This is a genomic window from Staphylococcus sp. MI 10-1553 (assembly GCF_010365305.1).
Classification (GTDB): Bacteria; Bacillota; Bacilli; order Staphylococcales; family Staphylococcaceae; genus Staphylococcus.
In genome coordinates this window covers 12736-28429 of record NZ_CP048279.1, presented here as the reverse complement: position 1 = coordinate 28429, position 15694 = coordinate 12736, and the positions used below count along the sequence as shown (strand labels likewise).

12 protein-coding genes, 2 tRNA genes, 1 pseudogene, 1 riboswitch and 1 other annotated feature (1 of these 17 cut by a window edge) are annotated in these 15694 nt (G+C 37.8%); of the genes and pseudogenes, 2 read left to right on the top strand and 13 right to left on the bottom strand.

Annotation, left to right across the window (positions count from 1 at the left end; translation table 11 throughout):
• Nucleotides 1–14 precede the first annotated feature (14 nt).
• The gene (locus tag GZH82_RS00115; RefSeq protein ID WP_343236276.1) at nt 15–1214 is read left to right on the top strand and encodes an IS110 family RNA-guided transposase; all 1200 of its coding nucleotides are present in this window, start codon (nt 15–17) and stop codon (nt 1212–1214) included.
• Nucleotides 1215–1236: 22 nt separating this feature from the next.
• On the opposite strand, the pseudogene GZH82_RS00110 reads toward GZH82_RS00115, so the two are convergent.
• The 3 genes and pseudogenes from GZH82_RS00110 to GZH82_RS00100 form a co-directional block, all read right to left on the bottom strand.
• A pseudogene (locus GZH82_RS00110) lies at nt 1237–3001 on the bottom strand (IS1182 family transposase).
• Nucleotides 3002–3164: 163 nt separating this feature from the next.
• Nucleotides 3165–3238: transfer RNA gene (locus tag GZH82_RS00105), tRNA-Asp, on the bottom strand.
• A 6-nt stretch (nt 3239–3244) separates the two neighbouring features.
• Nucleotides 3245–3319 (bottom strand) — tRNA-Glu (locus tag GZH82_RS00100).
• A gap of 106 nt (nt 3320–3425) precedes the next feature.
• Here GZH82_RS00100 and GZH82_RS00095 point away from each other — a divergent pair.
• Entirely contained in the window at nt 3426–4319 is an 894-nt protein-coding gene (locus GZH82_RS00095; protein WP_162680769.1) for a YitT family protein, read from the top strand.
• Between the two features lie 219 nt (nt 4320–4538).
• On the opposite strand, the gene GZH82_RS00090 is transcribed toward GZH82_RS00095, so the two are convergent.
• The 10 genes from GZH82_RS00090 to serS all read right to left on the bottom strand — a co-directional run bounded on the left by GZH82_RS00090 (nt 4539) and on the right by serS (nt 15444).
• Complete coding sequence (locus GZH82_RS00090; RefSeq protein ID WP_162680768.1) at nt 4539–5822, bottom strand: adenylosuccinate synthase; 1284 nt, start codon at nt 5820–5822, stop codon at nt 4539–4541.
• A 372-nt stretch (nt 5823–6194) separates the two neighbouring features.
• Nucleotides 6195–7595 carry a replicative DNA helicase gene (gene dnaB, locus GZH82_RS00085; protein WP_162680767.1) on the bottom strand — a complete coding sequence of 467 codons (1401 nt, stop codon included), beginning with the start codon at nt 7593–7595 and terminating at the stop codon, nt 6195–6197.
• A gap of 175 nt (nt 7596–7770) precedes the next feature.
• Nucleotides 7771–7899 carry a DUF6007 family protein gene (locus tag GZH82_RS14010; RefSeq protein WP_238989674.1) on the bottom strand — a complete coding sequence of 43 codons (129 nt, stop codon included), beginning with the start codon at nt 7897–7899 and terminating at the stop codon, nt 7771–7773.
• A 153-nt stretch (nt 7900–8052) separates the two neighbouring features.
• Nucleotides 8053–8499 carry a 50S ribosomal protein L9 gene (gene rplI / locus GZH82_RS00080; RefSeq protein WP_162680766.1) on the bottom strand — a complete coding sequence of 149 codons (447 nt, stop codon included), beginning with the start codon at nt 8497–8499 and terminating at the stop codon, nt 8053–8055.
• A complete protein-coding gene (locus GZH82_RS00075) occupies nt 8496–10463 on the bottom strand; it encodes a DHH family phosphoesterase (RefSeq protein WP_162680765.1) in 1968 nt (655 codons plus the stop codon). The genes rplI and GZH82_RS00075 overlap by 4 nt, the downstream gene beginning before the upstream one ends.
• A 4-nt stretch (nt 10464–10467) precedes the next feature.
• A complete protein-coding gene (locus GZH82_RS00070) occupies nt 10468–11301 on the bottom strand; it encodes a DUF2232 domain-containing protein (protein WP_238989590.1) in 834 nt (277 codons plus the stop codon).
• Between the two features lie 310 nt (nt 11302–11611).
• Complete coding sequence (gene metX, locus GZH82_RS00065; RefSeq protein ID WP_162680763.1) at nt 11612–12577, bottom strand: homoserine O-acetyltransferase MetX; 966 nt, start codon at nt 12575–12577, stop codon at nt 11612–11614.
• Nucleotides 12578–12660: 83 nt separating this feature from the next.
• Nucleotides 12661–12765, bottom strand: a riboswitch (SAM riboswitch).
• Between the two features lie 67 nt (nt 12766–12832).
• On the bottom strand, nt 12833–13162 hold the full coding sequence (locus GZH82_RS00060; RefSeq protein ID WP_162680762.1) for an AzlD domain-containing protein: 330 nt from the start codon (nt 13160–13162) through the stop codon (nt 12833–12835).
• Nucleotides 13159–13851: an AzlC family ABC transporter permease gene (locus GZH82_RS00055; protein WP_162680761.1), complete on the bottom strand. Its 693-nt coding sequence runs from the start codon at nt 13849–13851 to the stop codon at nt 13159–13161. Before GZH82_RS00055 ends, GZH82_RS00060 begins: the two co-directional genes overlap by 4 nt.
• A 312-nt stretch (nt 13852–14163) precedes the next feature.
• A complete protein-coding gene (gene serS / locus GZH82_RS00050; RefSeq protein ID WP_162680760.1) occupies nt 14164–15444 on the bottom strand; it encodes a serine--tRNA ligase in 1281 nt (426 codons plus the stop codon).
• Nucleotides 15445–15517: 73 nt separating this feature from the next.
• Nucleotides 15518–15694 (bottom strand) — a binding site (T-box leader) (it continues 16 nt past the right edge of the window).

Sequence of the window (15694 nt, the reverse complement as noted above, 5' to 3'; positions counted from 1 at the left end):
AAGGTATGATTTTTATTAACTGTTTAGGTATTGATATCAGTAAGTCAGAAAGTGTGGTCGCACATTATAAGGATGAAGTTTTCGTTAAAGAATTGGTCATTCAAAATAATCAAAATGGCTATCGTTATCTTAAAAATGATATCAAGCATCTTGATTCCCTGTTTATCCTCTTTGAATCAACAGGTGTTTATTCAAGAGGTATGAAACACTTTTGTGAAATTCACAAAATAAATTACTTAGAAATGAACCCCCTAGAAGCCAAGTTTAAAACAAATTCGTTAAGATCATGGAAAACAGATAAGTCAGACGCACATAAACTCGCACTTCTTGCCTTTAGAATGAAAGATTCAAAGGTACAACGTCATCCTGAAGAGATCTACTTTGAACTGAGAGAACGTGCGCGCTTTCACTTAGAAATGGAGATCAACCAAAATTGTCTCAAAGTTGAGTTAGTCGAAACACTACATCAAACATTTCCAGGGTTAGAAAAGTTATTTACTAACAGATATTCAAAAATCGCATTAAATATAGCTAAAGCATTTCCTCATCCTGATTATGTAAGTATTTTGACTCATGATGAATTGGTGGAAAAAGTACTTCATTCAACTGATAAAGGCATTTCAATTAAAAAAGCGCACAAGTATGCCAAAAAATTAATTGAAATAAAGAATAATAGTTTTCCGAATGTGCGCAAGTCTTCTTTCCTCCTACAAAAAGTCCAATACTTATGCGACAAACTGCTTATTGGGATAGAAGAAATGAAAGCATTTAATCAGGAAATGATTGATTTAGCTAAAAATACAACTGAGTTTGAAAATATTATTTCAATTCCTGGCATCGGAGAACTCACAGCTACATTGCTTATTGGGGAACTTGGAGATATTAGAGAATTCAAAACAAATAAACAACTGAATGCATTTGTAGGCATTGATATTAAACGTTACCAATCAGGAACTTCAAAGAGTCGAGATACGATTAATAAAAGAGGAAATAAAAAAGCAAGGCGTTTATTGTATTTAATCACTATGAACATTCTTAGGGGAAGAAATCATTATCAAAGCCATATTGTGGATTATTATTATAAATTAAGAGAGCAGCCTCATGGGAAACCCCACAAGACTGCCGTAATAGCGAGTATCAATCGCTTATTAAAGACCATTCACTACTTGATAGTCAATGATAAATTATATGATTATCAGAAAGCACCACACTAACGAAACCACATAATCATATACATCATAACACCTTATTCAAAAAAGTAAAAATTGGACGGTCTAGTTCAGTAATGTCAATTTCACTTATTGAACCCTTGACAAATCGTAGGAAAGGGGCTGGGACATAGACCTTCAGCTCCTTTAAGAAAAAGCCGTTAAAATTCATTTTTTTAGAATTTAACGGTTGTTTTCTTATTAGCGTTCGAAAACGAGCACTTATTTTAGCTAGTTTTCGTATATTTACTGCCATGAGTGCGATGCCAAGTTCACACTCAACCTTTGATTTTGTGCGAACCGATAATCTTTGGAAACCCAAATTAGCCTTCAGATTTCCAAAAGTTGATTCAACATCTATCTTTCTCTTTTGATAAATGTGTTTCGTCTTTGGATCTGAAAGCTGTTGATTTGTGAAGGCTTTAAAATAGTCCCAAGTTAAATTTTTAAATAAGCGTTTATTTGTGTTGGGGTTCGTACTTTGCTTCATACATTGACTTCGTAATGGACAGCCCACACACGCTTCACATGCATATAATTTAAAATCTCTTTGAATACCGTATCCATCTCTTTTCTTTCTGTAACTTTGGAAATGTAATTCCTTTTTGTTAGGACATATATAGTAATCATCTATCTCACGGTATTCCCAGTTAGCAGTAATAAATGGATTGTTTTTATATTTGCGCTGCTTCTCTTTGAGATACATACTATAAGTGATTAAAGGTGTTTTCTCAAATTCATCGAGTATCATGGTATAGTTGTATTCACTTCCGTAACCCGCATCTGCCACAATATACTCTGGAATGTCACCATATAAATTGTGGATGGATTTTAAAAGTGGTTCAAGTGTTCTTATGTCACCTGGATGACTATAAACACCAAAAGCTAAAACGAATTGATTATGGGTTGCGATTTGTAGGTTATAACCCGGTTTCAATTGGCCGTTTCTCATATGATCATCTTTCATTCTCATGAAGGTCGCATCGTGGTCGATCTTTGAATAACTTTTTCTGTCACCATAAATTTCCATTTGCTTGTCATATTTGATTTTTCGGTTTTTAAAATCTTGGATGGCTTTCTTACTTTGTCTCACCTTACTTCTTTCTTTTCTAAGGGTTTTTCTTGTCTCTACATCTTGAGTCGTTTCAATTTCAGAATTAAGCGCATCATTTTTATGTTCTAAAATGCGTCTCTATTTGATTCAGTTCTTCACTTGTTAATTCATGCCCAGATTCACGCTTGATTTCAGGAATAATCTCTTCAGAAACGAGTTGCTCATATAATGACGTTGATTTTTCAATGACAGACTGACTCAAACGCTTCGTATTAGCTAGCCACTGGAATGTGTATTGATTCGCATTTGCTTCTATTTTTGTGCCATCAATATAAATGACGTCCTCTGTAATGAGTTTATCTTCTAATAATTGTGCTCTTAAACCGACAAATAAAATATGTAGAAATTCCATCATATGGGGGTTCACTCTAAAGCGATTGATGGTTCTATAAGTTGGCGTTTGACCTTCCGCAAGCCACATCATTCGGCAACTATCTTTTAACAGATGCTCGATTCTTCGTCCTGAAAACACAGAATTGGCATAACTATACAGTATGATTTTTAACATCATTTTTGGGTGATAAGATGAAGGACCTCTTTGGTTATAATATGGATTAAAAGCTTCTTGGGGGATAGATTCTACAAGTTTGTTAATAATGAATACAATATCATTTTCAGGAAAAGACATCTCAGTTTCTATTGGAAGTGTAAGTTGAAACATGTTATAATTTTTATACATATAAAGCACCCCTGTCTATTATTTTTGTCGTTATTAATAATTATACAGGAAGTGCTTTATTTTTTTGAAATAATATCTAAAAAAGCTCTGATTAAATGTTTTTTTACATCTAATCAGAGCTTTTTTAGCGAAGAGGGCAGGAATTACGTCCCAGCCCTGTTAGCGGTCCCGACGGGAATCGAACCCGCGATCTCCTGCGTGACAGGCAGGCGTGTTAAACCGCTCCACTACGGGACCATATCATGGTGACTCCTACGGGACTCGAACCCGTGTTACCGCCGTGAAAGGGCGGTGTCTTAACCGCTTGACCAAGGAGCCTTTCTTAAACACAAGATTGATTATAGCATCACCCAATCGGGTTGACAAGATTTTTTTCGGTTTTTTTTGTATAATTTTTCATATAAAGTTGTTCAGGAGGTCATCTATGGAAATTCAAGCAGAATCGAACGTTGCTTACATAAAAGAAAAACCTAAAAAGCCACGTCAATTTTTCAAAAGATTTTTCTTTATTACGTTAGGCGCAGTGTTGATGGGAGCGGCACTGGAGCTTTTCTTAGTACCGAATCAATTGCTCGATGGAGGTATTGTAGGTATTTCTATTATTCTTTCACACTTACTTGGATTCAAATTAGGGGTATTCATCTTTATACTTAATTTGCCTTTCTTCTTTTTAGGCTATAAACAAATCGGTAAAACTTTTGCAATCTCTACTTTGTATGCCATCCTTATCTTATCCGTTACGACTATTGTGTTACATCCTATCGATCCAGTCATTAACGATAAATTTTTAGTTACGATTTTTGGCGGTGCTGTCCTAGGTGTCGGTGTCGGCATTGTGTTACGTTATGGCGGTTCATTAGACGGTACAGAAATTTTATCGATTCTCGTTCACTCAAAACTACCTTTTTCTGTGGGCGAAATTGTGATGTTTATTAATTTCTTCATATTTGGAATTGCAGGCTTTGTGTTCACGTGGGAGAGTGCATTATTTAGTGTTGTAGCTTATTTCATCGCCTCAAAAATGATTGATACCGTCCTTTTAGGTTTTGATGAATCCAAAGCGGTATGGGTTATTAGTGATGCCTATAAAGATATTGGTGAAGCGATCAATTCTCGTCTCGGTCGTGGTGTGACGTATTTGAAAGGTGAAGGCGCGTATACTGGAGAAGATAAACGTGTCATTTTCTGCGTAATCACACGTCTTGAAGAAGCAAAATTGAAAGATATCGTTATGGAAATCGACGAAAAAGCCTTCCTCTCAATCGGTAACGTTTCAGAAGTACGGGGCGGAAACCATCGTAAAAGAGATATTCATTAGTGATTTCATATTTGTTCATCTTTTTAGAATGCAATATGTTGATGTCTAGATACGTGCCAGCAGTTTGTGACATCGAACACACATGCTGAACATAAAACAACATTAAGAATTAAAACATGAGAGGCCAATAAAAAAGACCACCAAATCATTTTGGCAGTCTTTTTTATTTTAGGTCAGTCTTACCGAAGTGTTCCCGGAAGACTTCCCATCTCTATTGTATTACCATAATTTTTCTACAACATTCGTTTGATTACGATCTGGACCTACTGAGAAGATAGAAATGTGTACGTTACATAATTCAGAAATACGCTCTAAGTAACGGCGCGCATTGTCAGGTAATTCTTCCATTGTACGTACGCCTGTAATATCTTCTGTCCAACCTGGTAATGTTTCAAAAATAGGTTCGCAACGTTTTAAGTCATTTAAGTTCGCTGGATATTCTGTGATTTCTTTTCCGTCTAACTCATAAGCTGTACAGATTTTCACTTCATCTAAGCCTGTTAACACGTCGATAGAGTTAATAGATAAGTCTGTAATCCCACTCACACGACGAGAGTGACGTAACACAACTGAATCAAACCAGCCGACACGACGCGGACGACCTGTTGTTGTACCGTATTCACGACCTACTTCACGAATGTGATGACCTTTTTCATCAAATAACTCTGTTGGGAACGGACCATCGCCTACACGTGATGTATAAGCTTTACATACACCGACAACTTTTGAAACGTTTGTTGGTCCTACACCAGCACCTACAGTGACGTTACCTGCGACAGGGTTGCTTGATGTAACGAATGGATATGTACCATGATCGATATCTAACATCACACCTTGTGCACCTTCAAATAATACACGTTCATCTGCTACAAAAGCATCGTCTAACACTTTTGCAGTATCTGTTACGTACGGTGCAAGACGTTGACCAGCTGCGTAGTATGTTTCAAAAATGTCTTCAAATGATGGTGCAGCTTGTTTAAACATACCTTGGAAGTAATCATTTTTATATTCTAAATTTTCTTTTAAGCGTTGTTCGAAAACTTCTTTGTCTAATAAATCTGCTACACGAATACCCATTCTTTGTGCTTTATCTACGTATGCTGGGCCAATACCTTTCTTCGTCGTACCAATTTTGTTGTCGCCACGACGCGCTTCTTCAAGTTCATCTTGTTGAATGTGATAAGGTAGGATGACGTGTGCGCGGTTTGAGATGCGTAAGTTATCTGTTGCAATGCCTCTTTCATTTAAACCGTCTAATTCTTTAAGTAATGCAACTGGATCAATCACGACACCATTGCCGATGACAGCCAGTTTGTCTTTATAAAAAATACCAGATGGCACTAAATGTAATTTGTAAGTTTCACCGTCAAATTTAATCGTATGTCCTGCATTATTACCACCAGAAAAACGTGCAATCACATCTGCTTGTTCCGCTAAAAAGTCTGTAATTTTACCTTTACCTTCGTCTCCCCATTGTGTCCCAACTACTACAATTGATGACATAAGAGCACCTCCAAGTTTTCTCAATTAACCAAACTGTATTCTACCAGTATCACATCATGAATGCAAATCAAAAAACGAACATTAAAAATTGAATGGAGCGTCACGCCATTCGATTCTTCCTAAAATAGCCTGGCTCTTACAACCACGCGTTATACAAGTGCTATTAGGTACTTTCGCTCATGTCTAAAATCCTAACTTACATCAAAATCAATAAGTTAATATAAAGTAAAAACCGTACATTAATTAGTTACTATCATGAAACATACGGGTTTAATCCTTGGAATTATTTTTTGCTTTTCTGTTATTCGATGCAATATCACAAATAAAACGGCTGATGATTGATGTCACCAACCGTTTAAAACACACGTTCAATTATCCCATATCCGCATGGGCATAATCGATATCTGTAAACTTATTATATTGTTTCATAAAGTGCAACTTCACTGTACCGGTCGGGCCGTTACGTTGCTTCGCGATAATGATTTCAATTTCACCATTTTCATCATTCGTTTGTGGTTCGAATCCGCCATCATCTTCATCATCATCCCCATCGCCACGGTTATAGTAATCATCACGATATAAGAAAGCAACGATATCGGCGTCTTGCTCAATCGAACCTGACTCACGAATATCACTCATCATTGGACGTTTATCTTGTCGTTGTTCAACACCACGTGATAGCTGACTTAACGCAATCACCGGACACTCTAACTCACGGGCAATCGCTTTAAGCATACGCGAAATCTCTGACACTTCTTGTTGACGGTTATCCGATGCACGTGAACCGCTTCCTTGAATCAATTGCAAGTAGTCAATCACAATCATATCAAGTCCATGTTCTTGCTTTAAACGACGACATTTTGAACGGATATCTGTAATTCGCACACCCGGTGTATCATCAATAAAAATTTTCGTCCGAGACAATTTACCGACTGCGACTGTAAATCGATTCCAGTCTTCTTCAGTCATGGTCCCCGTACGTAAACGGTTCGAATCGACATTTCCAGAACTACAAATCATACGTGTCGCCAATTGGTCTGCACCCATCTCTAATGAGAAAATACCGACCGTATATTGATCTTCATGGGTTGCTACTTTTTGCGCAATATTAAGAGCGAAGGCAGTCTTACCCACAGAAGGTCGTGCCGCTAAAATAATGAGATCATTACGGTTAAAGCCTGCTGTCATCTGGTCTAGATCACGGTAGCCTGTTGGAATCCCTGGCGTTTGACCACTATTTTGATCCAATTGTTCCGCATTATCGTAAACTTGCCCCAATACATCACGAATATCTTTAAAACCATCACTCTCACGCGTAGAAGACAGCTCCAAAATACGACGTTCTGCATCGTTCAGCACGGTATCTAAATCTAATTCATCATTATAGCCATCATTCGCAATACTATCCGCAGTGTGAATCAGCTTGCGTTTGACTGCATTTTTGAACACCACGTCTGTGTAGTATTGAATATTTCGCGTTGTCGGTACATTCGATGTAATTTCAGCAAGATATTGGGGACCTCCCGCTTCATTCACGACCCCTTCTTGTGTGAGTCGATCCAAAACAGTCACAATATCAATATCTTTGCCATCTTCATTCAGGTCCATCATCGCACGGAAAATATGCTGATGCGCACCACGATAAAATGATTCAGGCAACAAAATTTCTTGCGTGGACGACATCAATTCTGGGTCGAGAAAAATCGCCCCCAGTACAGATTGTTCCGCCTCATGACTGTGTGGCATTCGATTATGTTCATACATTTCATCCATGCCAATGACCTCCTCACTTTCATGACATATACTTAACATATTCTATAATAACCTAAACCGAATCACAATACACGATTAAGCATGTTCACAAATGCATCTCGCTTCTATACTCACATGTCTTGAGATTCATGAATTAACATACTCATCATAATTTTTATTACTTCCTTTTCTTTCTCTAATATAAGATGTAAATAATAACCGTGGATAATCCAATAGAAGATAGCATAACAATAATAAGAGACATTATTATTTCAAAAAGATTGTCTTTAGGTAAAACATTGATAATGAAAAACATTGGAATCATGGATATGATATAAACCCACACATATCTTTTTAACTCTTTTTCTATATTTTCCATCTTATCAAATCCTTTTAAACTCTTTTTCTCTATGATATTACAAATGTGTAATGAAAAAAGCCGGTGACCTCTGCACCAGCTTTCCTCACAACCTTATCATTATTGCTCTACAGTATGCACACGAATCGTACCTTCAACCTCTTTATGAAGCTTCACAGGCACATTGGTATAACCTAACGCATGAATACCGTGTGGCAATTCCATTTTACGTTTATCAATCTTAATATCATGTTGCGCTTTCAATGCTTCAGCGATTTGTTTCGTAATAATAGAACCGAACAATTTACCGCCTTCACCAGATTTCGCTTTGACTTCAACTTCAAGCTCTGCTAAACGCTCTTTCAACGCTTTCGCATCTTCAAGCTCTTGTTGTTTGTCTTTTTCAATACGTTTATTTTTTTGTTCTAATTGTTTCAAGTTCCCTGGTGTTGCTTCAACAGCATAACCATTTTTGATTAAGAAGTTGTTCGCATAACCCACTGGTACGTCTTTAACTTCACCTTGTTTCCCTTTACCTTTAACATCTTGTGTAAAAATCACTTTCATGATTCGTCACTCCTATCCAATTGTTCATTAATCGCTTGTTGTAATTTTTCGATAGCCGCTTCAACACTCACGCCCTCTAGTTGTGTTGCAGCGTTTGTGAGATGACCGCCACCGCCCAATGCTTCCATAGTGAGTTGGACGTTGAATTCGCCGAGTGAGCGGGCAGACATACCGACGAGATTTTCTTCACGACGCGCAACGACATACGCCGCTTCGACACCATCGAGACTCAACAATTCATCGGCTGCTTGGGCCACGGTCACAGGATGGTAGATTTTGTCATCCGGACCATGTGCGATTGCGATACCATTCTCTTGTAATTTCACCGTACGAATCAACTCTGAACGGTTAATATACGTCTCAATATCATCTTTTAAGAAATGTTGCGTCAAGATTGTATCAGCCCCGTGCGCACGGAGATAACTTGCTGCATCAAATGTACGAGAGCCTGTACGCAATGTAAAGTTACGTGTATCGACGATGATACCTGCATACATTACAGTTGATTCTAAGCGTGTTAAGCGTTGTTCAGTCGGTTGATACTCGAGTAGCTCTGTCACAAGTTCTGCGGTAGAGCTTGCATATGGCTCCATGTAGACGAGTAACGGACTTGAAATAAAGCTTTCGCCACGACGGTGATGATCAATAACCACTTTACGATTGGCTTTATTTAAAATGTTCTCATCAATAACCATTTCCGGTTTATGCGTATCTACGACGACAAGTGTTGTACGAGATGTCATCATATTCCATGCATCATCGGACGTCACAAAACGCTCTTTCAATTCTGGTTTTTCATCGATTTCATCCATCACACGACGTAATGTAGGATCGATGTCAGATTCATTTAACACGATGTACGCTTCCAAGTTGTTCATCATCGCAAATCGAGTCACACCAATCGCCGCACCAATCGCATCTAAGTCTGGACGTTTATGTCCCATAACGATGACTTTGTCGCCTTCTAACAAAATGTCTTTCAATGCATGGGAAATCACACGCGCTCTTACACGGGTACGTTTTTCCATCGGGTCAGTCTTACCGCCGTAAAAACGTACGTTGCCATTCATATTTTTAATCGCAACTTGGTCACCACCACGGCCTAATGCGAGATCAAGACCTGATTGTGACAATTCACCTAAGTCAATTAAGTTTTCTGAGCCTTCACCTACACCAATACTTAAAGTGAGTTGTGTACGATAACCGACACTTTTTTCACGAAGCTGGCTTAAAATATCAAACTTTGTCTCTTCTAATTCACGTAAAATACGACGATTCAAGTATGCGATAAATTGATCAGAACTGTAACGCTTGAAATACACATTATGTTCTTGTGCCCAACGACTAATGACACGTGTCACCATCGAGTTGATTTCAGAACGTTGCGTATCGTTCATATTTTGCGTAATTTCATCATAGTTATCTAAAAAAAGTGTCGCAATAATCGGCTGTTGATCATCGTACGCTTGTTGGATGGTTGCTTCTTCCGTAATATCTATAAAATACAAAATATGTTCTTTTTCTGAATAACGGACGCGATAGGCGTAAGCACCATCTGCTATTTCAATTTCTTTCGCTTTTTCGAGTTGCTTTAAAATATTCGGGTACACTTCATTGATCGGATCTGAAATAACATTCCTTTCAATCCGTTCTGACATGAAAGGGTTGACCCACTCAATTTGATCATTTTCATTTAACACAATTAAACCTAGTGGCATCGTCTTAACTGCACGATCACTACCTACTGATATTTTGCCACTCAAATCATCTAAATAACGATCTAAATAACGATAGAAACGTCTAAAAATAAAGATACTGATAATGAGCATGACAAATAACAGAATAGCAGCGATAAACGCAAGCCACTGATTAAAGAAAAAGGATAGACCTACAATGATGATTGCTGTAACGGTAATCACTAAGAAAGGTACGATCAACGCTTTCTTCATTGAATGACGATTCATCTTGTCACCTCTTATCATTTTTTATCATACGTTTTAAATTCAATCCCAAATCGAGTAAACCAATAAGGCGTGTCATTGGATAAAATAGCACACCGACAATCACTAAAATCACTTTTAACGCGCCGGGCATTTTTTTAATAGATGCAAAGAAATGAATAAAACTTAAACCTTGAATAACCAATAAGAAACCTAAAACGATTTGGAAATTAATGCCAATGCTATTCGGCGTAGTGGCAGGTTGTGTTGTAATCGTTGTTAATAATGCCAATGCATACATAATGAAAACTGAACGCTTCATTTGCCAGAAAAAAAGTGGGCGAAATACAGGTGTTGCCACTTTGAACTTACGTAAAATCGGGAAAATGATGAGCAATGTGATGATAGCATAAATTGCAATCGCTACTACAATCATCCCCGGCAACTGTATTGCGAGTTGTTGAAGCGAATTGTTTAAAATCTCTTGTGCTTGTTGATCCAAATTTTCTAACTCTGCAGTTTGATGCACAATTGCACGATACGGTTGCAATAAGTCATCAGCATACGGGATTTTTTTCAAAGTTTGTAAAATCATTATCGCACTTAATGTTAAAACACTTGCCACGAATGTCACTGAATATAAGATGCGCTCTTTAGAAGCACGTTGGACTAATAACTGACTAATAACCATACTTAAAACTAAAATAATGATTAAAAATGTCATCACAAAAACGTTGCCTGTGAGCGTTGAGAGAATTATCGCGATGAGTGCGACTAAGCCAAACGAATGCTTAGATTGGTACCATAAAACGATACCTGGGATTAAACTAAAGCATGCCAAAATAATTGCTAATCCAGGCATAACATGTATAACTAAAGTCACCGCTAACAACGCCACAATGCTGATTAGGGTTGCTTTAGGATTAATTTTCGAAAACAAAGACGCCACTTCCAAACTATTATAGTCTATAAATTCTATTTTACAGGCTTTGTAATATGAATACAATTTGCGCCACATGATTTCACGCGTCTTACAATTGAATTACAAAACGTCACTTTTCTTAAACACATTAGAAAAGCTATATTTTAGCTATTATCCCTAAAATATAGCTTCTTGTCTAGTATTCTTAGTTGACGCAATTATAACAAAAAGGTAACGTTTTCGTCTAAAGTTAGCGTCTAAATCGTGAAACTTTTAGGAAATGATAAAGGTACGGTGCCCAATCGTTAAAATTCAATAAAAAGCCATCATGACCTACATTATCAGGCACAAAGAAATGGCGGTGATATTTGAAATAACAGCCTAACGCAGCGACTTGGTCATCTGGATACAGCAAGTCATCTGTAAAGCCGAGCGTGAGTACTTTCGTGTCTAATGATTGGAATACGTTTGCGACATCATCTCTACCATGGTGAATGTCATGACTATCTAATACATCGAGGAGTGTTAAATAACATTGCAAATCAAACTGTTCTTTAAATTTGTCGCCTTGATGCTTTTGGTATAACACTACTTCATCAGGTGTGAAGCGCGCATCATAACTTTTAGAGGACCGGTACGTTAAAAAGCCGAGTTGCCGCGCGATACTTAACCCTTCTTCTCCTGCTAAATGAATAGCTTGTCTCGCAATTTCATTAAACGCCCGACTATAAGAAGACGTTTTTTCAGTAGCTGCTAAAATGACAGCCTTTTTCACTTCGAATTTTTGATTGTAGAGGAGCTCCATCACTTGCATGCCACCTAATGAGCCACCGATGAGAATGTCGATTTTTTGATGACCTAACGCTTCGATGCCTTTCTCAAGGGCACGCACAATATCTCGCATTGTGAGCTTTTTTGGGAAGTTTGGATCTGTTAAACGAGAACTCGACCCAAATGGACTACCAATCACATTAAATGTTAGAAATTGATAATCATGAACTGGCATATACCCCCCATCAATAATCTCTCGCCACCACCCTGGATTGTCTTCTGTACCATAAGTGAGATGGTTGCCTGTCAACGCATGACATACGACGACGAGTGGTTGGCCAGGATAACCTACATACTCATACCGAAGTTTCAAATTTTCAATCGTTTCACCGGATTCTGTCGTAAATGCACCTAATGCTAATGTGTCCACGTGATAATTCACCATTTTAGTCTGCCCTCCCTCTAAAAATTAAAAAAGTTGTACAACCTTTGACGGCTATACAACGTTCGTAAGTCAGTTTTTAAATGAACTTATCATCCACATGACGTGGTTGGTTGTAGCACCGTACTTATAACGATAAGTGGTTGCTGAAGTGTCACTGGGCCAAATCCCTCAACTTCTCTTAATAAGCTTATTTTTAATTAAAGTTATGTTGTGTCTTTAATCATACCGCAAACCTATCACGTATGCAAATGATTGTTAGAATAATCCGATAGTTCTCAACAATGCCACACTGACCATACCGACAATGACTGTTATCGTTAAACTCCTTGTCCAAAAAGCAATGATAAGTGTCGGAATGAGCGCGATGATAAAGTTCCAATTCAATGTATAACCCATCACACCTCCTTGTTGCTGAATGAATCCATCCACCACTAATGCAGTAAATAAAGTAATCGGAATAAACGTCAGCCACTTGAGCACCTTTTCAGACAGTTCCATACGCGAAATCATGACAAAAGGGGTGATTCTGATGAGTAAAGTGCCAAGTCCTGCTAAAAAGATCGTCCAAAATACGTACATGCTCATCGGTCAATCACCATCCCTATCGTCGCACTTAAAGTCGATGCAAGTAAAATTGCTAAATATGAAGGCAAAAACAAACTGAGTAGTAACATCATAACAATAACAATTGCAACTAAGTAGAGATACACACGTAACTTCGATTTCGTAATGCCCTCAAATTGTGAAATTGCTAAAAAGATAAACATCGCTGTAATCGCATAGTCTAAGCCAAATACTTCTGGATGTTGGAAGAAATCACCTAACAATCCCCCGAGCACAGTGACCAATGCCCAAAATAAGTAGGCCAATAAATTTAAGCCATACATCCACTGATATGTAATCGTGTGCCCTTTCGAATAAGGCGTGATAGCAACAGCAAATGTTTCATCCGTTAACAAAGACCCTACACCTACCCTATGTATCAAATGATCATGTTTGAAATTCGGCGCCAATGTCATACTTAATAAAAACATACGACTATTGACAATCATTGCAGTGAGCACAATGACCCAAATCGGTGTCTGTACGGCAATGAGTGCGATAATAATAAATTGTGCTGCCCCTGCATAAACGAGTAAAGAGAGCAGTAATATTTCTAAAATGTTGAATCCTGATGTGACACTTACAATTCCAAATGAAAAGCCTACCCCAGCATATCCTAGTACAGTTGGGAGACAATCTTGGATACCTTGTTTAAATGTAGTATAAGACATTGAGACTCACCCCCTTGAAAATTTTTCTTATTATAGTACAACTTATCTCATTACGCTATCAAGTCAGTCTTACCTCATACGTACCTCAGCCTAACCTACCGTGTAAAAACACTTTTATAAAGGAGTTTATATAGATTTAATAATATTGAGATAACAATTGATGAGGTATGTCTTATTTTTTACTTTTATTACTTTTTACCCTCCCTTGCCCTCTTCAGACGTAAAAAATCAGAAGTTCGCATATTAAAAATACGAGCTCCTGATTTGATTTCAACTCACCTTTATTTAATTGTTCGTAACTTCATTTTCATCTTATAGAGGTTTAATGACAGTTTGTCCACCCATGAATGGCACTAACGGTTCAGGCACCGTAATCGTACCGTCTTCATTTTGATAGTTCTCTACAATCGCCGCAAATGTACGACCTACTGCTAAACCAGAGCCATTTAACGTATGTGCGTATTCAGGTTTGGCATCTTTATCACGTTTGAAACGGATATTTGCACGACGCGCTTGGAAGTCTACACAGTTTGAACATGAGCTGATTTCTTTGTAGTCATTGTAGCTTGGTAACCATACTTCTAAGTCATATGTTTTACTTGCACCGAAACCAATATCGCCTGTACATAAAATCACGCGACGGTATGGTAAGTTCAATGCTTCAAGAATCGCTTCTGCATTTGATGTCATTTCTTCTAAAGCGTCCCATGAATCTTCAGGTTTTTCGATACGTACCATTTCAACTTTATTGAATTGGTGAAGACGGATTAAACCACGTGTATCACGGCCTGCTGATCCCGCTTCACTTCTGAAACATGCTGATTGACCTGTAAACTTAGCTGGTAAGACACCCGGCTGTACAATTTCGTCTCTATAGTAGTTTGTCAAAGGTACTTCTGCAGTTGGAATTGTGTATAAGCCTTCTTTTTCTACTTTAAATAAATCTTCTTCAAATTTAGGTAATTGTCCTGTACCGTACATCGCTTTAGCATTGACTAATTGAGGCACCATCATTTCGCGGTAACCGTGTTGTGTCGTATGCATCGTAATCATAAAGTTCATTAACGCACGCTCTAATTTAGCACCGTCATTTGTTAAATAAACGAAACGTGCACCAGATACACGTGCGGCACGGTCAAAGTCTGCCATTTCTAATGATTCTACTAAGTCCCAGTGTGCTTTCGCTTCAAAGTCGAACTCACGTGGTGTACCCCATCTTTTAAGTTCTACATTATCAGAATCATCTTCACCTTCAGGTACATCATCGTGAATAAGGTTTGGAATACGTGATAAGATGTCATTTAATTTCGTATCCGCTTCTTTTAACTGTGCATCGATATTTTTAATTTTTTCGCCTACTTCACGTTGCGCTTTAATCGCGTCATCCGCATTTTCTTTATTACGTTTCTTTTCAGCAATTTGTTGAGATGCCTTGTTACGTTCTGCTTTTAACTCTTCAGTTTGTTGTATGTAATCGCGGCGTTGTTGGTCTAACGCTAACACTTCATCTACAACTGACGGATCCATTTGACGTAACGCGATTTTCTCCTTAACTCTCTCTGGTTCATTTCTGAATAATTTAATGTCTAACATAAGTCGACTTCCTTTCATAAAGTAAATTAAAATTTAAGGAGGATGACTCAAAATAAAAAACCACATCCCTCACACAAGGGACGTGGTTTGACGTGTTGCCACCCTATTTAACAGACAGAATATGCCTGCACTCTCACAAAAGTTAACGGTTTCACCCGAATTGTTTTCAAATGTGGGTAGATTTCGTATAGGTCTGTACATTTGTTCTCACCGACCACAAACTCTCTAATTCCATTGCTATACTACTTAA